Genomic DNA, 22,031 nt, shown 5'->3' on the forward strand with positions numbered 1-22,031 from the left:
GTCCGGACGACGGCCCACCGGAAAGGACTTCAGATCCCTCAGGCGTCCCAGCTCACGGTGTAGACCGCGAGCGCGGTGTTGGTGAAGTGGGCCGCGCCGGTGAGGCCCTTGTAGGCGCCCGTGCCGCCGACGACGACGCCGTCGAAGGACTTCGGGTAGGTCGCGGTGAGCGGGTTCTGGATCGGGAAGACCACCGAGAGGGCGACCTGGTCACCGCCGTTGAAGACGATGTTCGCGTGGCAGAACGCGGTCACCTCCTTGGCGGAGATGGCGTCCTTGTCGCACATGTCGTAGGCGGTGCCGACCGGCTTCCCGGAGGAGTCCTTGACCGTGGCGCTGCCGCCGAAGCCCGCGCCCACGGTGCTGGCGGCGGCGCCCGCGCTGTTGTTGCCGCTGAAGTCCAGCGTCAGCGACGGCGGGGTGGCGCGTACCTGCGTGGCGGTCGCGGTGGCGGTGGCGGAGGAACCGGCCACCAGGGCGAGGGCTGCGGCGCCGGTGGCGGTGGCTGCGACAGCGGCACGCTTCGCCGTGACAAAACGGGTCATGAACTCTCCTCGAACGGTCCGGACCGAATGTCCGGGTTCGCACGAAGTGGACCATATCGGAAGAAGGTTCGCATATGACTGCGGGATGTGCCGCCGTCGCCGTGTCGCGGGGAGCCCGATGGCCCGATCGTGGCCCGGCCCGCTGCTCGTCGGCGCCGGACGCGGGTCGTCACCGGCCGCTCCCGGCTCCCGCGAAGGCCGGACCAGCGCCGACAGGGTGAAGAATTCACCCTCATGACCGCCGCCCGGCCGCCACACGCACGGGCCGGGCGGGGACTGGTTCAAGATCGCGGTGAGCGGGCCCCGGGGCGCCTTCCCGGACCGCCCGTCGCGCAGCGCCCACCGTCCCCGGGGAGTCTCGGTCATGTCCTTCGATCTGCTCGTGGTGGGCCTGGGATACGTGGGTCTGCCCCTCGCCCGCGCCGCCGCCGACGCCGGGCTCGCGGTGGCCGGATACGACATCGCGCCGTCGACCGTCGCCGCGCTGCGCGGCGGGCGGTCCCCGGTCCGTGACGTCACCGACGCGGACGTGACCCGGATGCTCGCCGCCGGTTTCGCCGTCGACACCGACCCCGCGCCGCTCGCGCGGGCCCAGGCCGTCGCGATCTGCGTCCCCACCGGCCTGACCCCCGAAGGAGGCCCCGACCTCGGCCCGCTCACCGCCGCCTGTCGTACGGTCGCCGCGCATCTGCGGCCGGGAACGCTGGTCGTCGTCGAATCGACCTCGTTCCCCGGCACCACCGAGGAGTTGGCCAGACCGCTGCTGGAGGCGTCGGGGCTGGTCGCGGGGAGGGACTTCCACCTCGGCTACTCCCCCGAACGCGTCGATCCGGCCAACCAGTTCTTCGGCATCGGCAACACGCCCAAGGTGGTCTCCGGGGTGACGCAGGTGTGCGCCAAGCAGTGCGCGGCGCTGTACGAGCGTTTCGTGGACCGGGTGATCGTGGCCCGCGGCACGCGCGAGGCGGAGCTGGCGAAGCTGCTGGAGAACACCTACCGCAGCGTCAACATCGCCCTGGTCAACGAATTCGCCCGCTACTGCCACGACGTGGGCGCGGACGTGTGGGACGTGGTGGCGTGCGCGGCGACGAAGCCCTTCGGCTTCCAGTCGTTCCGCCCCGGCCCCGGCGTCGGCGGGCACTGCATCCCGGTCGACCCGGTCTACCTGCTGCAAGGCGCGCCCGCCGACGCGTTCCAGGTCGTACGGGCCGCCCTGCGCGCGAACCGCGTCATGCCCGGCCATGTCGTCGCGCGCGCCTCGCGGTTGCTCCAGGACCGCGGGGTGCCGCTGCCGGGCGCCCGCGTCGCGCTGCTCGGCGCCGCGTACAAGCCCGACACCGACGACCTGCGCGAGTCGCCCGCGCTCGAGGTGGCGAGCGGGCTGCTCGACCTCGGCGCGCGGGTCGGCTGGCACGACCCGCACGCGGCGGACCTGCCGCTGGCGGACCCCCGGCTGCGGCGGTACGACGACGCGCTGTCGGCCGCGGCCGAGGCGGACCTGGTCGTCCTGCTCCAGGCCCATCGCGCCTACGACCTGGGCGCGATCACCAAGACGGCCCGGCTGCTCTTCGACACGACGGGCCGGCTGTCAGGGGAGCGCGTCGTACGGCTCTAGCGTCTGTCGGCGGACCGCGGGCGTCAGGGGGCCAGGGCGAACTCCCTGACGGCGTCGGCGATGTACTCCACCTGCGCGTCGCTCAGGTGCGGGTAGACGGGCAGGGAGAGGATCCGCTCGCCCGCGCGTTCCGCGGCGGGCCAGCTGTCGCCGGGGGCGGCGAAGCCGGAGAAGGCGGGCTGGCGGGGCAGCGGCAGCGGGTAGTAGACGTGCGAGTCGACACCGCGCTCGGCCAGGTGCGCCTTGAGCGCGTCGCGCCGGTCGCACTGGAGCGTGTAGACGTAATAGCAGCGGCCGTCGCGGCCGGGCGGCGGGGCGAGGACACCGCGCTCGGCGAGGTCGGCGAAGCGCTCGGTGTAGTGACCGGCGATCCGGGCGCGGCGCTCCAGACGGCCGGCCAGCCCCGGCAGGCGGTGGAGCTGGAAGGCGGCGAGCACCTCGTCGAACCGGCTGTTCCAGCCGATCCGGTGGTGGACGAAGCGGTGGACGCCGTCCTGCCCGTGGTTGCGCAGCATCCGTACCGTACGGCCCAGTTCCGCGTCGCGGGTGACGACCGCGCCGCCCTCCCCCGCCGTGCCGAAGGTCTTCACCTGGACGAAGGAGTAGACCCCCGCCTCGCCCGCCAGCCCCGCGGGAACCCCGCCCTGGACGCCGCCCTGCGCGACGGCGGAGTCCTCGACCAGCCGCAGCCCGCGGTCCCGCGCGAGCGCGGTCAGGCGCGGCATGTCCGCCATCACCGAGAACATGTGAGCGGGCATCAGGGCCTTGGTGCGCGGGGTGATCCGGCGTTCCATGTCGTCGGGGTCGACCACCATGGTCCAGGGGTCGATGTCGGCGAAGACCGGTGTCGCGCCGAGCGCCACGACCGAACCGGCCAGCGGCGCGCAGCCGAAGGCCGGGACCACGACCTCGTCGCCCGCGCCGACGTCCATCGCGGCCAGCACCAGGGTCAGCGCGCTGGTGCCGCTGCCGCAGGCGACGACGTCGGCGGCGCCGAGCTGTTCGCGCAGGGCCTGCTCGAAGCGGGCCGTGTGCTCGCCGAGGATGAACTTCTGGGCCGGTCCGGTGCCGGTCTCGCGCACGACGCGCAGCAGGTGCTCGCGGTCGGCCTCGAACAGGTCGGGGGGGAAGAACGGCAGCCGCGGGCGGTCGCCCCGGGCCGTCGCGGGCGCGGGAGGCGCAGGCACGGTGGTGGGCGTCGGAGGCACGGGAGCGGTCGCGGGCGTCGGCGTGGTCCCGGGCATCGGCGTGGTCGCGGGCGTCGGCGTGGTCGCGGGCGTCATGGGCGGGCTCCGGCTCCGGAGAAGAAGTCCTGGACCAGATCGCAGACCCGGTCCACGGCCTCGGTGGTCAGATCGGGGTAGAGCGGCAGCGCGAGGGTGCGCGCGCAGGCGGCCTCGGCCACGGGGAAGTCGCCCGGCTGGTGGCCGAGTTCGGCGAAGCAGGGCTGGAGGTGCAGCGGGCTCGGGTAGTACGTCTCGGTGCTCACGCCGTGCGCGGCCAGGTGCCCGGCCAGCTCGTCACGGCGTTCGGCCTCGATCAGATAGACGTAGAAGACCGGATCGGCCGTGCCGCCGCGGGCCACGACCGTCGGCAGCCGCAGGATGCCCGGCGTTCCGGCCAGCCGCCGGCTGTACGCGTCGGCCAGCGCTTCCCTGCGGGCGATGTCCGCGTCCAGCCGGGTGAGCTTCGCGAGCAGTACGGACGCCTGCACGTCGTCCATCTTGCTGTTGCAGCCCGGCAGCGAACTGCTGGTGTTGATGGTGGTGAAGTCCGCGATGGTGCGCCCGAACCGGCCGTGGTGGCGCAGCGCGTCCACGGTACGGGTGATCTCGTCGTCGTCGGTGAGCACCGCCCCCGCGTCCCCGATCGCGCCCAGGGTCTTGGTCGGGAAGAACGACAGCACCCCTCCGGCGCCGAACAGCCCCGCGTGGACGCCCTCGCGGCGCATGCCGATCGCCTCGGCGCTGTCCTCGACCACGGTGAGCCCGTGCCGCCCGGCCAGTTCGCCGAGCCGTTCCACGTCCGCGAGCTGGCAGAAGAGGTGGACCGGCATCAGGAAGCGGCAGCGCGGGGTGAGCACGCGCTCCACCGAGGCGGGGTCGAGGGCGTACGTGACCGGGTCGATGTCCGCGAACACCGGCCGCCCGCCCGCCAGGACGACCGAGGAGGCGGAGGCCACGAAGCTGAAGGCCGGGACGACGACCTCGTCCCCCGGCCGCAGACCGGCCGCGCGCAGCAGCAGGACCAGGGCGTCGGTGCCGCTGTTGACCCCGATGACGTGCCGGGCGCCGGTGTAGGCGGCGAGCGCCCGTTCCAGCTCCGCCACCTTGCTGCCGTGGGAGAACTTCCCGTCCTCGAACATCTCCGACAGGTGCCGCTCGATCCGCGGCCAGAGGGCGGAGAAGGACTCGGCCTGGGTGAAGAACGGCACGTCGGCGGGGGCCGGTTCGCGCGGCTCGACGGTGTGCTGGAGGTCCATCTCCGCCTCTCTGCTGCCCGGATACGCCGGGTACGCCGAATGCGCTGATCCATCCGGACGCGGTCGCTCATCCGGACGCTGTCGCTCGTCCGGACGCGGCGGTTCGCCCGGTCGTGCCGGACGAACCGGGCGTCCCGGACGCGCTGGAGGCCGACGCTATGCCAGGCCCTCGGCCGGACGGGGGTCGGCGGCGCGGCCGACGGGGGGATTCACACAAAAGGGCGCTATCGGCGCGTTTGTTTGACTTCGCCCGGTTCGGGCGAGCAGGCTGACCGACGTCGTCGCGCCCTGCCCTCTCTTTTCCGCAACTCCCCCCGGCGCCCGGCGCTTTCCCCCCGCTGTCCCGTACCGCCCTGTTCCGCTTCGTTTCCCCCGCCCCCACCGAAGTCGACGGAAGGCTGACGCAGGAGATGCCGCTGCGCACGATGGTCCTCGGCCTCGGCCGCGCGGGGGCGGGTCTGCACCTGCCGGTCCTCGCCAAGGCGCGGGACCTGCGGCCCCGGCTCTTCGCACCGGAGCCGGTGATCGCCTTCGACCGCGACCCGGCCGAACGGGCCCGGGCGGCGGCCGACACCAGTCTGAGCGTCGTGGACTCGCTCGCGCGGGCACGGGAGTCGCTGGACCCGGAGCGCACGGTCGTGCACATCTGCACCCCGCCGCTCGCCCGCGCCGAGGTCGTGGCCGAACTGCTCCGACTCGGCTTCCGCAGGCTGCTGTTGGAGAAGCCGCTCGCGGCGGGGCCGCGCGATCTCGCGCGGCTGGTGGAGCTGGTGGGGCGGCCCGGTGTCCAAGCCACCGTCGTGGCGCCCTGGTTGGCGAGCACGCTCACCGACCGGCTGATCGCCCTCGTGGAGGAGCGGCCCGGTCTCGGCGCGCTGCGGCAGATCTCGGTCGTGCAGGACAAGCCGCGCTTCCAGCGCACGCTCGCCACCTCAGGGCACCCCACGGCGTTCGACATCGAGATCCCGCACGCGCTCGGCGTCCTGCTGCGGCTGGCCGGGGACGCCGAAGTGGTCGGCGCCTCGTGCACCGACCTGGACGTGGACGGACGGCGGCTGCCCCGGCTCGGCGGCGCCGAGGTGCGCCTGGCCCACCGCGACGGCGTGCTCGCCGACATCCGCTCCGACCTCACCTCACCGGTGCGCGAGCGCCGGATCACGCTCGGATTCGACGGCGGCACCGCCGTCGGCCACTACCCGGCCGACGCCGGCGACCACTACGCCCAACTGCGGCTGACCACACCGGAATGCCCGGCCGGGGACCGCGAGGTGTTCCGCGACGACGCCCTGACCGCGTTCATGCTCCGCGCCTACGCCGACTTCGCCGGGGACGACGGCCCCTGCCCCACCGACTTCGCGCGACAGGCGCGCGTGGTCGGCCTGCTCACCGACGCCAAGAATCTGGCGGCCCCGCCCGACGCCTCGGGCCCACGAAGGGAGTTGGCCGGTGCCCACTGAACAGCAGACCGCCGTACGGGCGGACGAGCCGTTGCGCCTCACCGGGATCGGCGACGAGGCCGCGCTCGGCGTGGAGGGCCAGATCGCGGCCGTCAGCGCCTTGGGCTGGCGGTCGGTCGAGCTGCGGACCGTGGACGGCACGCCGGTCGCCGACCTGTCCCCTACCGCCTTCGACCGGGTCGCGGGGACGCTCGCGGACGCCGGGGTGTCGGTCGCCGCGGTGGACGCGAGGATCGGCGGCTGGGCCCGCCCGGTGACCGGTGACTTCGCCGCCGACCTGGCCGAACTCGCGGTCCTGGAACAGCGATGCGCCCGGCTCGGCGCCCGCTTCGTCCGCGTGATGTCCTTCCCGAACGACGGGCTCGACGCCGACGCCTGGGAGCGTGAGGCGCTGCGCCGCGTCCGCGAACTCGCCCACCGCGCCGCCGAGTCGGGCCTGACACTGCTGCACGAGAACTGCTCCGGCTGGGCGGGCGCCGACGCGACCCGTACGGTCCGCCTCCTGGAGACCGCGGGCCCGGGGCTCGCCCTGCTCTTCGACACCGGCAACGGCCCCGCGTACGGCTACGACGGCCACCGGCTGCTGACCGAACTGCTGCCGTACGCCGACCGAATCCTGCACGTCCACGTCAAGGACGCCGTCATCGCCCCCGACGGCCGCCCCGCCTACTGCGAGCCGGGCACCGGCGACCTGCGGATCGCCGACTGTCTGCGCGCCCTGCTGGCCCACGGCTACCGGGGCGCGCTGTCGATCGAACCGCACATCGCCGTACGGCCGCACGAGGACCACCGCGATCCGGAGGAGCGGTGCCACGCCGCCTTCGTCAGGAGCGGGGTGGCGCTGCGGAATCTGCTGGACGCGTGCGCGCGGGTGCCCGGCGGCACCATCGCGCACACCCCGCCGGACGGGGCGGCGTTGCGGGAGCCCGCTCAGTGAGCCCGCTCAGCCCCGCCGACCGCACCCTGCTGCTCGACCTGCTCGCCCTGCCGACGGCCGGCCCGCTCGAATGCGGCCCCGACGCGCCCGCACCCGCGCTGTGGGAGGCGCAGCGCCGTTACGCGGGGGCCGCCGCCGAACTCGGTTTCACCGTCCTGCACCACGCGGCCCCGCCGCCCGCCTGCGTCGACCGCGACGACGTACCGCTCCTGGTACGTCAAGCCGCCGCCGAGCGGCCGGAGTTCCTGGCCTGCCAGCCCAGCCTGGTGCTCGCCCTCGGCCCGGCCGGGGCACCGCGCGACCGTACGGTGATGTTCAACGTCCACCTCGACACCGTCGCGGGCCTCGAACCGGTCTCGTTCGACGGTGACCGCTTCCACGGCAGGGGCGCGATCGACGCGAAGGGCCCGGCCGTCGCGCTGCTGGCCGGACTGCGGCGCGCCCTGCGGGAGCGGCCCGAACTCCCCCGCGACACCCGGATTCTGGTGCAGGCCGTCTCCGGCGAGGAGGGCGGCGCGCTCGGCGCCTTCGGCACCCGTCCGCTCGTGGACGCCGGGCACCACGGGCGGCTCAACGTCTTCTGCGAACCCACCGGCGGCCGGGCCCTGACCCGCAGCACCGCGGCCATGACCGCGCGGCTGAGCGTCCGCGGCCGTGACGCGATCGACGACCGGCCCGAGGCGGGGCACAACGCCACCGTCCTGCTCGGCCATCTCGCCCAGCACCTCGCCGCCGCGCTCGACCCGCGACTCGACCCGGCCGACGGGCAGGTGTGCGTGGCGGGCCTGCGCACCGGCGACCTGCACAACCGCGTCTACGGCAGCGGCGACCTGCTGCTCAACCTCTCCTACGGCTCGGCCGCCACCGGACGGCGGCTGGAGCGGCTGCTGGGCGACGCCGTCGCCGAGGGGCTGGAGTCCTTCTGCGCCGCCTTCCGGCACAGCCGGCGGTTCGCCCGCACCGCGGCCGACGCGGCGGACATCCTGCGGCTGGACTGGCTCAAGCGCGGCCTGCCCGCGCTCGACGGCGACCCGTCGTGGCTCGGTCCGCTGCTCGACCGCGCCGGGGTGCCGCGGTGGCCCGCCGCCGAACCCGCGTTCACCTGCGACGCGATCTGGATGTCCGGCGTGCCCGACGCCCACACCGTCGTCCTGGGCCCCGGCAGCCTGGACGCCAACCGCGCCCACGCCGCGGGTGAGTTCGCCGATCTGGCCGACCTGGACGCCTTCGCGGCCACGGTCCCGCGCCTCCTGGCCGCCTTCGACGCGGCCGCGTCGCCTGCCGTGCCCGCGCCCGCCGTACCGCTCGCGCCGTCCGCGCCGCCGTCACTTCCCGCGCCGTCCACGCCACTTGCGCCGTCCACGCCCGTCAGCAGGAGGAACGAGCCCCATGCCGTTGTCGAGCCCGCCGCAGTCGACCCTTCCGGCGCGGGCGCCGGACAGTACCGTGCGCCTCGCGTATGAGGAGTTGCTGACCTTCGTCACCGGCGTCTTCACGCGGTGCGGTCTCGCCGGGGAGCGGGCGGCCACGGCGGCCGAGGCGCTGTGTTACGGCGATCTGGCCGGGATGAGTTCCCATGGCGTGACGAATCTGACCCGGCTGTATCTGCCGCTGTTCGAGGAGCGCCGCGCCGACCCGGCGGCCGAGCCGGAGCGTGCCGTGGATCTCGGCGCCGCGGTCCGCCTGGACGCCCGGCGCGCGCTCGGCCTGTGGGCCGCGGCCGACGCGATGGACCTGGCCGTCGAGCGCGCGGAGCGCTTCGGCGTCGGCCTGGTCAGCGTCCACAACGCCACCCATCTGGGCTGCGCCGGGTACCACGCGGCCCGCGCGGCGCACCGCGGCATGGTCGGCCTGGTGGCCTCCAACTGCGGCCGTCAGCGCATCGCCCGGCCACCGGGCGGCCGGGTCACGATGCTCGGCACGAACCCGCTCGCCGTCGCGGCCCCCGCCGGGCCGCGCCACCCGTTCGTGCTCGACATGAGCACCACCGTCGTCCCCACCGGACGCGTGCGCGCCGCCGCCCGCGCGGGCCGGGCGGTGCCCGAGGGCTGGCTGACCGACGAGGCCGGGCTTCCGGTCACCGACCCGGCGGCCTTCGACCGCGGCCAGGCGTACCTCGGCTGGCTCGGCGGCGCACCGGAGACCGGCGCGTACAAGGGCTACGGACTCGGGCTCGCGGTGGAGGTGCTGGCCGGTCTGGTCAGCGGCTCCGGCCTCGGCCCGGCCCCCGAGGCGCTGGACGGGGACGGGCTCCCCTCGGGCCGCGACGACGACATCGGCACTCTGGTCGCCGCCATCGCCCCCGCCATGCTCCGCCCGCGGGAGGACGTCGCCTCGGACGCCGACTCGCTGTTCGGCAGCCTGCTCGCCTGCCCGCCGGTCGACCCCGCCTCCCCCGTCCGCTACCCCGGCTGGACCGAGGGCGCGACGGCCGACGCCCACCGTGCGGACGGTGTGCCGGTCACCGCCGGGCAGTACCGCGAACTCGGCGATGTGGCAGGGCGGTTCGGCCTGACCGCGCCCGTCCCGCTGGACGGGGGCCTTCGCCGATGACCCGGCACTCGATCGCCGTCGTCGGCCTGGGCGTCATCTCCCGCTTCTACCTGGCCGCCCTCGACGCCTCCCCGGCGGCCCGCCTCGCCGCCGTCTGCGACCGCGACCCGGCCGCGCTCGCCGCCAGGGGCGGACAGGACGCGTCCGGGGCCGTACCCGCCTACCGCGACCACCGTGAACTCCTCGCCGCCGGGCCGCCGCTCGACGGCGTGGTGATCACCGTCCCGAACGACGCCCACGCGGCGCTCTGCGCCGACTTCCTGCGCGCGGGCGTACCGGTGTGCGTGGAGAAGCCGCTGGCCCTCACCGGCGCGGAGGGCGCCGAACTGACCGCGCTCGCGCAGGCGTCCGGGGTGCCGCTGTTCACCGCCTTCCACCGGCGCTACAACGCGGCGGTCAGGGCGCTGGCCGCCGGGCTGCCGCGGGACGTGCCGGTCGAGCGGGTCACGGTCCGGTACTTCGAGCGGATCGAGGAGCACATCGGGCGGGACCGCTGGTATCTGGACCCGGCCCGGTGCGGTGGCGGCTGCGTCGCCGACAACGGGCCCAACGCGTTCGACCTGGTACGGCTGTTGCTGGGCGAGGTGACCGTCGAGACCGCCCGGATCGGCTACGACGGGACGGGGCTCGACCGCACCGCGACGATCGGGCTGCGCTCCGTCTCCGGCGCCGCGCGTGCCACGGTCGAGCTGGACTGGTCGTATCCGGGCGAGTTGAAGGACGTGACGGTCACGCTGGCCGACGGGTCCGTGCACCACGCCGACATGCTGGCCGGGCACCAGGGCTTCAAGTCCTCGCTCCGGCACGAGTACGCGGCGATCCTCGCGGACTTCACCGCCCGGCTCCGCGGTCCCTACCGCGCCGACCACGGCGGTACGGCGGCCCTGGAGCTGGTCGAGGCCGCGTACCGGCGTACGGAGGTGACGGCGTGCTGACCCCGCCCGCGGCGCGAGAGCCCGCCACGCACGAGCCCACCGCTCAAGAACCCAGCGCTCAAGAGCCCGCCGTGCATGAGCCCGCCGCTCAAGAGCCGACCCCCGAAAGGGCTGCCGCCCCGCGCGAGGACGGCCTCAAGCGCACCGTCCACGGCTGTCTGGTCAAGGTCCTGATCCACCGCCGCGACGACCGCGGCATGGCCCTGGAACCCCACGCCAGCCGCTGCGTGCGCGCGGGCGAGGTCCATGAGCTGGTCACCACCGACCACGCCGACAGCGCGCCGGGGGCGCGGATCGACCGCGTGGGCTTCCTCGGCTTCGTCGAACTGGACCGCGGCGGTGTCATCGACCGCGGCGACACCGTCCGTATCGGCGGACGGACCGTCGGCACGGTCCTCGGCTTTGACGCCTGCCACTTCCCCAACCACTACAACATCCTCATCCACGCCGACGCCCCGGTGACCGGCGCCGACCTGGAGCTCACCCCCGAGACACCGGTCAGCTTCGAACAGACCCCGCCCCCACACCCCTGAGAGCCACGCCCATGCCGCAGGTCAACCCCACCGCCGCCGCCCCCGACGCCCTCCAGGCGCTCACCGAGCTGACCCGGGTCTCCGCCGAGGGCCTGGCTCCCGAGATCGCCGAACTGGTCAGCCTGCACGTCTCGCAGATGAACGGCTGCGCCTACTGCACCGCCCTGCACCACGAGGCCGCCCTCGCGGCGGGCCACCCTCCGCTCAAGCTCGCCGCTCTCCCCCAGTGGCCCGACTCCCCCGATTTCACGCCCGCCGAGCGCGCCGCCCTCGACCTGGCGCGGCACCTCACCCGCCCCGCCGACGGCGCCGTCCCGGCCGCCGTCCACGCCGAGGTCACCACCCTCCTCGGCCCCGACGCCACGGCCCGCCTGATCTGGACCGTCGCGGCGACCAACGCCTGGAACCGGATCGGCATCGCCACCGCGACCTGGCCGGCGGAGGCCGAGGAGCCCCGCGCGAACTGACCGCCCGCCGGATCAGGAGGCGGTCAGGCGGGTGCGCCAGCCGTGGCAGATCATGGGCATCACGACCAGGCCGTCCCGCATCTCGGCCGTCTCGCGGACCTTCGCCCCGATCAGGTCCGCGAGTTCGCGCTTCTGGCCGTCCGGCAGGGCGATGTACCTGCTGTAGGTGGCGAACATCGCGACGACCTCCTCGACGGTCAACTCGGCCGTCCAGGTGACGACATGAGCCTGCGGCGGCGCGAAGGGGACACCGTCGGGGAGCCACGGTCCGTCGGACATGCGCTGGATCAGGTCGCCGATCCAGTCGTCGTTGCCCATCTCGTCGTGGACGTAGGCGTCCAGCACGTCCACCCAGGGCACCCGCCGGTCGCGGCGGGTGTAGAGGATGCCGAGCGAGCCGCCCGGGGTGAGCACCCGGGCGATCTCGGGGAGCGTGAGGGCCGGGTCCATCCAGTGCCACGCCGAGGACACCGTGACCGCGGCGACCCGCGCGTCCGGCAGCGGAATGCGTTCGCCGAACCCGTGGAGCACCGTCGCCCGCGGGCAGACACCGGTCAGCACCCGCCGCATGCGCGCGTCGGGTTCGACCGCCACGACGTCCTCGACCCGTTCGGCGAGCCACCGGGTCAGCAGACCGGTCCCGGCGCCCAGGTCGAGCACCGAGGGGCAGTCCGCGGGCAGCAGCCAGTCGAGCATCCGGGCCGAGGGACCCACTCGGTAGCGGTCGTAGTCCCGTGCCGCGGCCCCGAAGGACAGGGCGAGGCTGGACAGTTCGGGCACGGCACTCCGTAGGTCGTCGGGCGCGGCCGTCGTACGGCCGGGAACAGGGCAGGACCGGCGCGGGACCGGACCTCGGGTACCGCGACCGCGCGGCCTCAGAGGCCGCGCAGCCCGGTGAGCACCCGCTCCAGCAGCGTGACGTCCGGCCGGCCCTCGGCGTACGTGGGCTGCTGGACGATGACGAAGCCGCTCTCGGCGAGGTCGCCCACCAGGACGCGGGTCACGCCGAGCGGGATGTTCATCAGCGCGGAGATCTCGGCCACCGATGTGAGGTTCATGCACAGCCGGCAGATCGCCTGCTGCTCGGGGAAGAACCGCACACCGCTCTCCCAGGCGAGAGCGGTCGTACCGACCAGGGCCTCCAGCGCGAAGTCGGTCCGCGCCGTCGTCCGGCCGCGGGTGACGGCGTACGGACGGACGAACGGCGAGTTGCGCCTTCGGTCTCGGTCTCCACTCACGAACGCACATCCTTCCGGGTGTGATTCGGACGGCCCATCGCGCCGGCCCTCAGCCGGCCAGCGCGTTCTGCAGTTCCCTGCGCACGTCGGGCGTGAGGACGTCGCCGGTCCGCTCGACCAGCAACGCCATCTCGTAACCGACGACCTTCATGTCGCAGGTCGGCGAGGCCAGCACCACCAGCACGGAGCCGTCGCTGACCGACATCAGGAAGAGGAATCCGTTCTCCATGTCGACGACGGTCTGCGTGACCACCCCGGCCTCGAAGAGCAGGGCCGCGCCCTGCGTCAGGCTCGCCAGGCCCGAGGCCATCGCGGCGAGTTGCTCGCCGCGGTCCCTGGGCAGGGACGCGGAGGCCAGGAGTTGAACGCCGTCCGAGGAGATCACGACCGCGTGCGCGACTCCCGGCACCTGCTTCACGAAGTTGGCGATGAGCCAGTTCAGGTTCTGTGCTTCGTTGCTCAGATCGCTCATGGGTGTAGCTGCTTCCTATGCTGCCGAGGACGTCGTCCGACGGCGCTACGGACAGGGGAAACACGGGAAACACGGAGGTCGTGGGAGCTGTGAGTCCGCTCATAGCGGACCCGATCCGCCCGGCGTCCGGCCGGGCCCCTCGCGGTCGGACCCATCCTTACCCTGTCTGACCCCTTGGTGGAAGTTCGACAGCCGATCCCTCATCAGGTTCGCCGCGCGCGGGGCGGTGGGCGCCGCGTTCGGCTGCGGCACCGGGCCGCGCGGGCGCGCCTCGGCGGAGAGGTTGTTCAGGGGCACCCGCCGGGGCAGACCCTGGGCGGTCGTGCCTCCGGTCGCCTGGCCGCCCGCGTCCTCGGGTCCCGGCCGGGCCCACGAGGGTGAGGTGTGACCGGGGTTGCCCGGCGGCTGGGCCGGCGGGCGGGGTTGCGCCTGCGGCCGGAGCTGCGCCTGGGGTTGGGGCTGCGGCAGGGGCTGCGGACGCTGGGCCGGCGGCTGGACCCGCTGGTGGGGCAGCGCCTGCGGCTGCGGCGGGACCTGCGGACGTACGTGCCCCTGCGGGGGCCGCGCCTGCTGCGGTCCCTGCCCGGCCGGCCACTGCGACCTCATCGCGTCGAAGATCGGTAACCGGTCGGACCCGTGCCCTTCCAGGCGCGCGACCGCCTCGGCCTCCTCCTCTTCCGAGGCGAACCACGAGAAGTCGCCGTCGGGGCCGCCGCCCTCCTCCTGGTCGTGGAACCACGGGAAGCCGCCGTCGGGCTGACCGGAGTGGCGGCCCGCCGGCACGTCGTCGTACGACCGGCCGCGCGAGGGCGGGCCCGCGGGCCCGTAGGGGCCGTCGAAGCGCGGGTCGCCCGCCTGTCCGGCCGCGACCCCGCCGCCCGGCAGCCCGGCCATCTCGCCGGTGTCGTACGGTCCGGGCCGCAGCGCCGACTGGTCGAAGACCTGCGGGCCGTCCACCTCCAACTCGCTCGCGGACACCAGCAAAGTCAGTGGGATCCGGATGAGCGCGTTCAGGCCGGTCCTGCCCGTACTGGTCAGCCGCACCTGGATGCCGTACTTGGCCGCCAGCCGGCCGACCACGAACAGGCCCATGCGGCGGGAGATCGCGACATCGAGGACCGGGGGCTCGGCGAGCCGCCGGTTGATCCGCTCCAGCTCCTCGGGCCGGATGCCGATGCCCGCGTCCGCGATGTCCAGGACCACATCGCCCGCCGTGAGCATCTTGGCGCCCACCAGCACCTGGGTCTCGGGGCCGGAGAACGTCGTGGCGTTCTCGATGATCTCGGCCATCAGGTGGACGACGTCGGTGGCGGCATGTCCGACCACCGCCACGTCGGGCAGTTCGTAGAGCACCACGCGCTCGTACTGCTCGACCTCGGCGGTCGCGGCGCGGACCAGGTCGAACAGCGACACCGGCTGGTCCCAGCGGCGGCTTTGCTCCTCGCCCGCGAGCACCAGCAGGTTCTCGTTGTTGCGGCGCATGCGGGTGGCGAGGTGGTCGAGCTGGAACAGGGCGGTGAGCTGACCGGGGTCCTGCTCGCTGTTCTCCAGGTCGTCGATGAGCTGGAGTTGGCGCAGCACCAGGCTCTCACTGCGCCGCGAGAGGTTGGTGAAGATCGCGTTGACGTTGGAGCGCATCCGCGCCTGCTCGGTGGCGAGCCGGACCGCCTCGAAGTGCACGCGGTCGAAGGCGCGCGCGACCTGGCCGACCTCGTCCTGCGACTGCACCTCGATCGGCTCGACCCGTACCGGCCGGTCCGTCTCCGAGGGGTTCACGTCGCGCAGTCGGCGGACCGCGCCCGGCAGCCGGTTGTCGGCCACGTCCAGTGCGGACACCCGCAGTTGGCGCAGCGGCCGGACCACGGACCTGGCCAGGATCAACGCGCCGAGGAAGGACAGCGCGACCACGGCGACGATGATGGCGATGTTCTGGTAGAGCTGGGTGCGCACAGCCGACAGCAGGTGCGAGGACCGGTCGTTGAGGTCCGCCACGGTCTGCCGTTCGACGGTGCGCACGGCGTCGAGCTTGTCGGTGATCTGCTGGAACGCGGTGGCCTTGGTGATGCCGAGGCTGCCGAGCGGGATGTCCTCCTGCGCGGCGGTGGCGACCACCTGGATGGTGCCGTCGGCCGCGCCGACTTTGTCGCCGCTGACCGTCGACTGGTACAGGTTGAGCAGCGAGGTCGACGCGTTGTTCGTGAAGGTGCCGTTGGCGGTCTCGAAGTGCGCCTGCTCGATGTTCTCCTTGAGCTCCAGTGTGAAGCCGCGGTCGAGCGCGTCGACGATGAAGCCGCGTTCGCTCGACGTCTGCTGCTCGATCTGCTCGATCGAGGCGAGCGTGGTGACCAGGCTGCCGAGCGTGTGGTCGGAGCCGACCGCCGCGAGCTGCTGGCTGAAGTCGAGCAGATTGCCGATGATCGTGCTGTAGGCGCTGAAGGTCGGCGTGTTGGCGCCGTGGGCGAGGCCCTTGGTCGAGGCGCGCAGCGGGGTCAGGTCACCGAGCCGGGCCTCGGCGCGCACGCCGATCAGGCGTACGGCGGCGGGCAGCGCGTCGACGCTGCTCCGGTGTTCGTCCAGGCTCTGGCCGAACGCCTTCACCTGCGCGTTGGTGGCCCGTTGCGCCGCCGCGAGCTTGTCGTCCTTGGCGGTACCCGACCCGGTGAGTGCCAACTGGGTGAGGTCGCGTTCGTCGTCGAGCGCGCTGACCAGCGTGGACACCTGCCGGGCGAGTTGCGCCTGCCCTTGGATATGGGCCGCGCTCCGGAGGTTGCCGACCGCGGAGAACACGCGCACGCCCGCCAGCGGAATGATCGCGATCAGCGGGACGAGCACGAGGAGCAGCATGCGATTGCGCAGCCGCCAGTCACCGAGCTTGCGTTTGGTCCAGAGCCTGGAGCCGAGCCCGGTGAGGGGGGAGATCCATTTCGGTGCGGGCGCGCGACCCCGTCTCCGCGCGCTCGTCATGCCGTCGCCGCATCGTGCTTCGTCAAGCGGTCCCCGCATGTCAACGGATTGCCGGCTCCGTGAGACCGCTGGTCTTCCATTCACTAACCCTTAACCCTCATAACGCCGCCGCATGGCGCGGCGACGCTTGATTATCCGGTTCACCGCGATGAGACGTTCGGCTCCGACCGCATACCACTGCGTACCAGGTCGGAGGCTCTTTGTGTCTGTTCACTTCCACGCCCTCTGCGGGAACTTTATTGCAGCACACGCGTGCCCGCAGGAGCAAAGGGTTGCGCTACTGACTTAACGCGGCCTCACCGCCGCCCACTCCCCCAGTCCAGTGGTCGGATCGGTCGAAATCGGACCCACCGAAAGCGGCGGCGATACGAGGTGTCCGACGGCATGATAGGTGCACAGGAGGGCATATATTTCCTGCTGCACGAGTTCAGGGCTTTTCGACCGTAATAGCACCCGTGGCCCGGTGATCTGCTCGACGAAGTGGGCGACCCCGTCGCCGCTCGCGACGGCCGCCTGTTCGTACCGGGCCCTGATCTCGTCGGCCGTCACCGTGCTGTCGAGTACCGAGGTGACCAGCAGCGGAGCGCCCAGGACCGGTCCCGCGGCGGCGGCTCGCGCGGCCGTGCGGTCGCCGCACGGCACCACCCGGACCGCGGTCCCCGGCCCCGGACCTTCGCCGGGACCGGCGTCCGCCGCCAGCTCCGACAGGTAGGAGCCGTCGGGGAGTTCGCGCATCACCGGCAGTGAGTACGGGGCGGGTCCGAGGCCGCCGGAGCGCCAGATCTGGTCGGCGCCGGTCTCGGCCAGCGCCGACCACAGCGCGACCGGGATCAGTTCCTCGTCGCCGACCACCAGCGCCCGCTTGTCGAGAAGGTCTTCCGGCCACTGCGCGAGCAGGCCCTCGGCGCCCTCCTCGGCCCGGGGCGTGATGGCCGCGACCGCCGAGACGCGCAGCCGGCAGTCGGTGAGCGAGGACACCCACACGTCGAGCGACCGGTGCTTGTCCAACCGGGGCGCCATGGTGTCGGGGGAGCCGTAACCTGCCCTGTTCGCGGGGGTGTCCGGCACTTCCATCGCGACGCTCTCGTAGACGAAGACCCGCTCGCCGTCCAGCCGGGTCCCGTGGCCCGCGGCGTCGGCGAGGTGGCCGCAGAGCGCCTTGAGGGGTTCGACGCCGAGCCGCATGCGGGCCCGCGCGATGGCGGCCGCGCTGGCCACGTCGCCCGATCCGCCGACGCCTGCGCCCGGGAACATCTCGGGCAGACCGCCGGTGAGTTTGGCGAGCACCTCCTCATAAGAGGAGGCCCCGAAGAGCCACATCGCCAGAACGAAATACATCATGAGCTGTGCGGGCAGGAGACGCCTGCGGCGCTCTCGGCGCTCGGTTTTGTCCACGAGCCGGTCCATCACATCCGGCCGGAAAGTCTCCACGAGCATGCGCAGTGCGAGCCGGTCGGGAAGATGCGTTTCAGGCGATATGTCGAGATGGCGAAACGTCATTCGCCAGAAGCTACCCCCGGAGAACCCTCCGCGTCTAACCCACTATGGATAGTCGGGAGAAAGAGGCACTAGACGGAATTTCTCCGGACAACGACGTCGACGGAGAGTGAGGTCAGCGGCCTCCGGACGCTTAAGTCAATGCACCCTTGTTCGACGAGGTTGGTGTCTGCCCGTCGGTTCTGGCAGCCTCACTCGCGTGGCAAGCGAATCCCAGCACGGGCACAGCAATGGTCTAGTCAAATCGCCGCAACCGACGACATCGCCTATCGCGATGCGCGACGTGTGCAAGTCCTTCAGTACCCCGCAGGGCGGAAATCATGACGTCCTGCGCAACATCGATTTCACCGTCAGGCCCGGAGAGTTCACCGCGGTCGTGGGTCCCACCGGATGCGGGAAATCGACGACTCTCTCGTTGATCTCCGGCATGGAACGTCCGGACAGCGGTGAGGTGCTCGTCGACGGGCGCCCGGTGGAGGGCATTGGCAAGGACGTCGGGTTCGTCTTCCAGACGGACGCGGTGTTCCCCTGGAAGACCGTCATCGGCAACGTCGCGGCGGGTCCGCGCTTCCGGGGCGCGTCCCGCAAGGAGGCGCACGCCGCCGCGGCCGAGTGGATCCGCCGGGTGGGCCTCGCCGGGTTCGAGCGGTACCACCCGCACCAGCTCTCCGGCGGAATGCGCAAGAGGGTGGCGCTCGCGCAGACGATGATCAACGAGCCGCGGGTGCTGCTGATGGACGAGCCCTTCTCGGGGCTCGATGTGCAGACCCGTCAGATCATGTCCGACGAACTGCTCTCGCTCTGGGACCTGACCCGGCCCTCGGTCGTGTTCGTCACGCACGACCTGGAGGAGGCGATCTCGCTCGCCGACAAGGTCGTGGTGCTGACGGCGGGACCGGCCACCGTGAAGGAGGAGTTCGAGATCGATCTCCCCCGGCCGCGCAATCCCCGCGAGATCCGGCACACTCCCGAATTCGTCAAGCTCCACGAACGGGTCTGGCAGGCGCTGCGGGACGAGGTGCAGCTCGCGTACTCCCGCACGGCCGCGCGGCCCGAGACCGTGTCGGCCGAGACCGTGACGTCCGAATCGGCGGCCTGAACCATCCGTACGGAAGAGGCATGAGCCTATGAAGACCGACACCGCGACCGGGTCGGCGACCGACGAGATCCTCGCGCGACCCGAACCGCCGAAGAGCGACGCCGGAGCGGCCCGCGCCGCGCTGGCCAGGCGACAACGGGCCAGGCGCCGCGTGTGGGTCAACGTTGTCAGGGCCGCCGTCCTCGCCGCGTTCATCGGCCTGTGGCAGGTGCTCGCCTCGACGGAGGTCGTCGACCCGTTCTATTCCGGCAAGCCGTCGGGCATCTGCTCGAAGCTGTGGGGCTGGATGCGCGACGGTACGTCGCAGGGACCGCTGTGGGACCAGGTGTGGGTGACGTTGCAGGAGACCCTGATGGGCTTCGGCATCGGGGTCACCCTGGGTGTCGTCCTCGGCATCGTGCTGGGCCGGCTGCGCTTCCTGGCCGATGTCTTCGCCCCCTACATCAAGACCCTGAACTCGATCCCGCGCATCCTGCTGGGCTCGGTGTTCGCGATCTGGTTCGGTCTCGGCATCAGCTCCAAGGTCATGCTGGCCGCCGTACTGGTCTTCTTCGGCGTGTTCTTCAACGCCTTCCAGGGCGCCCGCGAGGTGGACCGCAATCTCCTCGCCAACGCCCGCATCCTCGGCGCGAGCAACACCCGGGTGACCTTGCACGTGGTCGTCCCGTCCGCGCTGAGCTGGATCACCACCAGCCTGCACGTGGCCTTCGGTTTCGCCATCACCGGCGCGATCGTGGGCGAACTGCTCGGGGCGCAGCAGGGCCTCGGGCTGCTCATCTTCCAAGCGCAGGCCAACTTCGATCCCAACGGGGTCTACGCGGGACTCGTCATCACCGCCGCGTTCGCGCTGGCGGCCGAGGGACTGATCTCGCTGCTGGAGCGGTGGCTGCTGAGCTGGCAGCCGCGTCCGCAGAAGTCCGGAGCGCAGGCGTGACCGCCGTGACCGGCGACAGCACCGCCGGGACCGGGGCCGCCTCCGGCACTCCCGCCATCCCCGCCCATTCCGCCATCCCCCCGACGGTCAACCGCCCCGCGGCGACTCGCGGCCCGCGGCACGACCCGAGACGGCGCACGACCCACCCGCTTCCGAGGAGAAGACAACGCACATGTGGCACAAGAAGATCGTTCTCGCAGCCGCGACGGTAGTCCTGGCGACAGGCGTGACGGCCTGCTCGGACAGCAAGTCCGACAAGACCACCGACGCGGCGAGCGCGGGGTCGCTGGAGACGGTGACGATCGCCCTGTCGAACCAGGCGAACCAGAGTTACCTCCCGCTGATCCTGGCGCAGCGGATGGGCTACTTCACGAAGCAGGGTCTGAACGTGAAGATCGCCAACCTCCAGGGCACGCCGCAGGTCTCCGACGCGCTGCTCAAGGGTGACGCCCAGGGCATGATCGGCTTCTACGACTCGAACCTCAAGCTCCAGCTCAAGGGCAAGAACACCCAGGCGGTCGTCCAGCTCCTCCAGGCGCCCGGCATGGTCGAGATGGCCCGTACGAACGCGCCGTCGATCAAGTCGCCCGCGGACCTCAAGGGCAAGAACGTCGGCGTCACCTCGCTCGGTTCCGCCAGTTCCACCATCGCCTCGTACCTCGCGATCCACAACAACATCGCGGTGGCCGACACCCACCTGGTGGCGGTGGCGGCCGGTGCCACCTTCGTGGCGGCCTTCGAGCACAACCGGATCGACGCGGGTGTCACCACCGAGCCGACCATTTCGACGCTGCTCAAGAAGCAGCTCGGGACGATCATCGCGGACATGCGCACCGCGGCGGGCACCAAGGCCGCGCTCGGCGGCCCGTACCCCGGCACCGCGCTGACCGTCCAGACGGCGTGGGCCAACAGCCACAAGGAGACCGTCCAGAAGATGGTCAACGCCGTCTACCAGACGCTCCAGTGGATGGAGTCCCACTCGGCCGCGGAGATCACCGAGCAGGTCCCGGCCGACTTCTACGCCGGCAGCGGCAAGGACCAGTACGTCCAGGCGCTGGCCAACGAGATGGGCATGTACAACCCGACCGGCCAGATGCCGGCCGACGCCCCGCAGACGGTGCTCCGCGTCCTGACCGCGGTCGACCCGACCGTGAAGGGCAAGACGATCGACCTGTCGAAGACGTACACCGACGAGTACGTCCAGAAGGCGGCCCAGGACCACTCCGCGTCCTGACCCCCGCTCCCCCCAGGGCCCCTGCCCGGCGCGCCCCCGCCGCCCAGGGGCCCTGTGACGTTCCCCGCCGCGCCTCCGCCCGGTCAGCGCTCCCGGCCGCGCGCCTTCAGCGGGCCCGGCGGGAGGTCGGGGGCGGACAGGCGGTCGCCGTCGTAGCCGTGGACGTCGCCGAAGCGGGTGGCGGACTGCCAGGCGGTACGGGCCTCGGTGATCTCCTCGCTGGTGCGGGCGACGAAGTTCCACCACATGATGATGCGTTCGGCGAAGGGCTCGCCGCCCAGCAGCATGAGGGAGGCGGGGGTGTCGGCGCGCAGGGGGAGTTCGCGGCGGCCGCAGCCGAGGTAGAGCAGGGAGCCGGGGGTGAGGGGGACGCCGTCGACGTGGGATTCGCCGGACATGGTGAGGACGGCGTACTCGAAGTCGGGGTCGAGCGGGAGCCGGGCGTCGGTACCGGCGGCGAGGGTGAGGTCGGCGCCGACGAGCGGGGTGTGGATCGTGCCGGGCGAGGAGGCGCCGTCGAGGTCGCCGAGGATGACGGTGGCGTGGAGTCCGCCGCCGCCGGTGACCTCGGGGAGTACGGGGTGGTGCTCGAAGGAGGGCGCGGTGTCGCGGGTGGCGTCGGGCAGGGCGACCCAGAGCTGGGCGCCGTGCAGGTAGCGGGCGTGGTCGCGCGGTGATTCCTCGGAGTGGGCGATGGCCCGGCCCGAGGTCATCAGACCCAGCTCGCGGGGGCGCACCGTCTGGAGGCTGCCGAGGCTGTCGCGGTGCAGCACCTCGCCGTCGTGCAGCCAGCTGACGGTCTGCAAGCCCATGTGCGGATGGGGCGGCACCTGCATGCCGGGCTCGTCGGCGATGTCGTCGGGCCCGTAATGGTCAACAAAGCACCAAGCGCCGACCATGCGCCGTCCGAGGTTGGGGAGCAGCCGCCGTACCTCGGTGCTCTCGCCGAGCTGGACGGTGCGGCCGGCGAGCAGGTCGCGGACCGGGGCGGCGGAGACGTCGGCGCGCCCGCCGCAGCGGGTGGCGGCGGGCGTCGTGTCGAGATTGCTCATGGTGCCGATCATGCCGC

20 protein-coding genes are annotated in these 22,031 nt (G+C 72.5%); 11 read left to right on the forward strand and 9 right to left on the reverse strand.

What is annotated here, in order from left to right:
- Nucleotides 1-38: 38 nt before the first annotated feature.
- A complete protein-coding gene (locus tag ACIOC1_RS23990; protein WP_355333292.1) occupies nucleotides 39-545 on the reverse strand; it encodes a hypothetical protein in 507 nt (168 codons plus the stop codon).
- Nucleotides 546-909: 364 nt separating this feature from the next.
- Here ACIOC1_RS23990 and ACIOC1_RS23995 point away from each other — a divergent pair, with 364 nt between their 5' ends.
- The gene (locus ACIOC1_RS23995; RefSeq protein WP_401856307.1) at nucleotides 910-2,160 is read left to right on the forward strand and encodes a nucleotide sugar dehydrogenase; all 1,251 of its coding nucleotides are present in this window, start codon (nucleotides 910-912) and stop codon (nucleotides 2,158-2,160) included.
- Between the two features lie 23 nt (nucleotides 2,161-2,183).
- On the opposite strand, the gene ACIOC1_RS24000 is transcribed toward ACIOC1_RS23995, so the two are convergent.
- Together ACIOC1_RS24000 and ACIOC1_RS24005 are read right to left on the reverse strand one after the other, a co-directional pair.
- Complete coding sequence (locus ACIOC1_RS24000; RefSeq protein ID WP_401856308.1) at nucleotides 2,184-3,443, reverse strand: DegT/DnrJ/EryC1/StrS family aminotransferase; 1,260 nt, start codon at nucleotides 3,441-3,443, stop codon at nucleotides 2,184-2,186.
- Nucleotides 3,440-4,642: a DegT/DnrJ/EryC1/StrS family aminotransferase gene (locus ACIOC1_RS24005; protein ID WP_401856309.1), complete on the reverse strand. Its 1,203-nt coding sequence runs from the start codon at nucleotides 4,640-4,642 to the stop codon at nucleotides 3,440-3,442. The genes ACIOC1_RS24000 and ACIOC1_RS24005 overlap by 4 nt, the downstream gene beginning before the upstream one ends.
- Nucleotides 4,643-5,052: 410 nt before the next feature.
- On the opposite strand from ACIOC1_RS24005, the gene ACIOC1_RS24010 reads away from it, so the two are divergent.
- Genes ACIOC1_RS24010 through ACIOC1_RS24040 form a run of 7 tightly spaced genes read left to right on the forward strand, consistent with a single transcriptional unit; the run spans nucleotide 5,053 to nucleotide 11,524 of the window.
- On the forward strand, nucleotides 5,053-6,099 hold the full coding sequence (locus ACIOC1_RS24010; protein ID WP_401856310.1) for a Gfo/Idh/MocA family oxidoreductase: 1,047 nt from the start codon (nucleotides 5,053-5,055) through the stop codon (nucleotides 6,097-6,099).
- Nucleotides 6,089-7,036 carry a sugar phosphate isomerase/epimerase family protein gene (locus ACIOC1_RS24015; RefSeq protein ID WP_401856311.1) on the forward strand — a complete coding sequence of 316 codons (948 nt, stop codon included), beginning with the start codon at nucleotides 6,089-6,091 and terminating at the stop codon, nucleotides 7,034-7,036. The genes ACIOC1_RS24010 and ACIOC1_RS24015 overlap by 11 nt, the downstream gene beginning before the upstream one ends.
- Nucleotides 7,033-8,499, forward strand: a complete 1,467-nt coding sequence (locus ACIOC1_RS24020; RefSeq protein WP_401856312.1) for a M20/M25/M40 family metallo-hydrolase — start codon at nucleotides 7,033-7,035, stop codon at nucleotides 8,497-8,499. The genes ACIOC1_RS24015 and ACIOC1_RS24020 overlap by 4 nt, the downstream gene beginning before the upstream one ends.
- A complete protein-coding gene (locus ACIOC1_RS24025) occupies nucleotides 8,483-9,589 on the forward strand; it encodes an Ldh family oxidoreductase (RefSeq protein WP_355333310.1) in 1,107 nt (368 codons plus the stop codon). Before ACIOC1_RS24020 ends, ACIOC1_RS24025 begins: the two co-directional genes overlap by 17 nt.
- Nucleotides 9,586-10,524, forward strand: coding sequence for a Gfo/Idh/MocA family protein (locus tag ACIOC1_RS24030; RefSeq protein WP_401856313.1), 939 nt, complete (start codon nucleotides 9,586-9,588; stop codon nucleotides 10,522-10,524). The genes ACIOC1_RS24025 and ACIOC1_RS24030 overlap by 4 nt, the downstream gene beginning before the upstream one ends.
- A complete protein-coding gene (locus tag ACIOC1_RS24035; RefSeq protein ID WP_401856314.1) occupies nucleotides 10,518-11,057 on the forward strand; it encodes a DUF6917 domain-containing protein in 540 nt (179 codons plus the stop codon). The genes ACIOC1_RS24030 and ACIOC1_RS24035 overlap by 7 nt, the downstream gene beginning before the upstream one ends.
- A gap of 11 nt (nucleotides 11,058-11,068) precedes the next feature.
- Nucleotides 11,069-11,524 carry a carboxymuconolactone decarboxylase family protein gene (locus ACIOC1_RS24040; protein ID WP_401856315.1) on the forward strand — a complete coding sequence of 152 codons (456 nt, stop codon included), beginning with the start codon at nucleotides 11,069-11,071 and terminating at the stop codon, nucleotides 11,522-11,524.
- 12 nt (nucleotides 11,525-11,536) lie between these two features.
- Here the strand turns inward: ACIOC1_RS24040 and ACIOC1_RS24045 are convergent, their stop codons facing one another.
- The 5 genes from ACIOC1_RS24045 to ACIOC1_RS24065 form a co-directional block, all read right to left on the reverse strand.
- Nucleotides 11,537-12,304 carry a methyltransferase domain-containing protein gene (locus tag ACIOC1_RS24045; RefSeq protein WP_355333319.1) on the reverse strand — a complete coding sequence of 256 codons (768 nt, stop codon included), beginning with the start codon at nucleotides 12,302-12,304 and terminating at the stop codon, nucleotides 11,537-11,539.
- Between the two features lie 95 nt (nucleotides 12,305-12,399).
- The gene (locus ACIOC1_RS24050; RefSeq protein WP_188283832.1) at nucleotides 12,400-12,762 is read right to left on the reverse strand and encodes a DUF742 domain-containing protein; all 363 of its coding nucleotides are present in this window, start codon (nucleotides 12,760-12,762) and stop codon (nucleotides 12,400-12,402) included.
- A gap of 49 nt (nucleotides 12,763-12,811) precedes the next feature.
- Complete coding sequence (locus tag ACIOC1_RS24055) at nucleotides 12,812-13,234, reverse strand: roadblock/LC7 domain-containing protein (RefSeq protein WP_355333321.1); 423 nt, start codon at nucleotides 13,232-13,234, stop codon at nucleotides 12,812-12,814.
- 99 nt (nucleotides 13,235-13,333) lie between these two features.
- The gene (locus tag ACIOC1_RS24060) at nucleotides 13,334-16,198 is read right to left on the reverse strand and encodes a nitrate- and nitrite sensing domain-containing protein (protein WP_401856316.1); all 2,865 of its coding nucleotides are present in this window, start codon (nucleotides 16,196-16,198) and stop codon (nucleotides 13,334-13,336) included.
- Between the two features lie 285 nt (nucleotides 16,199-16,483).
- Nucleotides 16,484-17,698, reverse strand: coding sequence for a transposase domain-containing protein (locus tag ACIOC1_RS24065; protein ID WP_401856317.1), 1,215 nt, complete (start codon nucleotides 17,696-17,698; stop codon nucleotides 16,484-16,486).
- Between the two features lie 271 nt (nucleotides 17,699-17,969).
- On the opposite strand from ACIOC1_RS24065, the gene ACIOC1_RS24070 reads away from it, so the two are divergent.
- From ACIOC1_RS24070 to ACIOC1_RS24080, 3 genes are all read left to right on the forward strand, one after another.
- Nucleotides 17,970-18,794 (forward strand): ABC transporter ATP-binding protein, encoded by an 825-nt coding sequence (locus ACIOC1_RS24070; RefSeq protein ID WP_401313671.1) that lies wholly within the window; start codon nucleotides 17,970-17,972, stop codon nucleotides 18,792-18,794.
- A 28-nt stretch (nucleotides 18,795-18,822) separates the two neighbouring features.
- On the forward strand, nucleotides 18,823-19,728 hold the full coding sequence (locus ACIOC1_RS24075) for an ABC transporter permease (RefSeq protein WP_401856318.1): 906 nt from the start codon (nucleotides 18,823-18,825) through the stop codon (nucleotides 19,726-19,728).
- 172 nt (nucleotides 19,729-19,900) lie between these two features.
- Nucleotides 19,901-20,962, forward strand: a complete 1,062-nt coding sequence (locus ACIOC1_RS24080) for an ABC transporter substrate-binding protein (protein ID WP_401856319.1) — start codon at nucleotides 19,901-19,903, stop codon at nucleotides 20,960-20,962.
- 83 nt (nucleotides 20,963-21,045) lie between these two features.
- Here the strand turns inward: ACIOC1_RS24080 and ACIOC1_RS24085 are convergent, their stop codons facing one another.
- Entirely contained in the window at nucleotides 21,046-22,014 is a 969-nt protein-coding gene (locus tag ACIOC1_RS24085) for a pirin family protein (RefSeq protein WP_401856320.1), read from the reverse strand.
- Nucleotides 22,015-22,031 lie beyond the last annotated feature (17 nt).

Source organism: Streptomyces sp. NPDC088197 (assembly GCF_044741185.1).
Classification (GTDB): domain Bacteria; phylum Actinomycetota; class Actinomycetes; order Streptomycetales; family Streptomycetaceae; genus Actinacidiphila.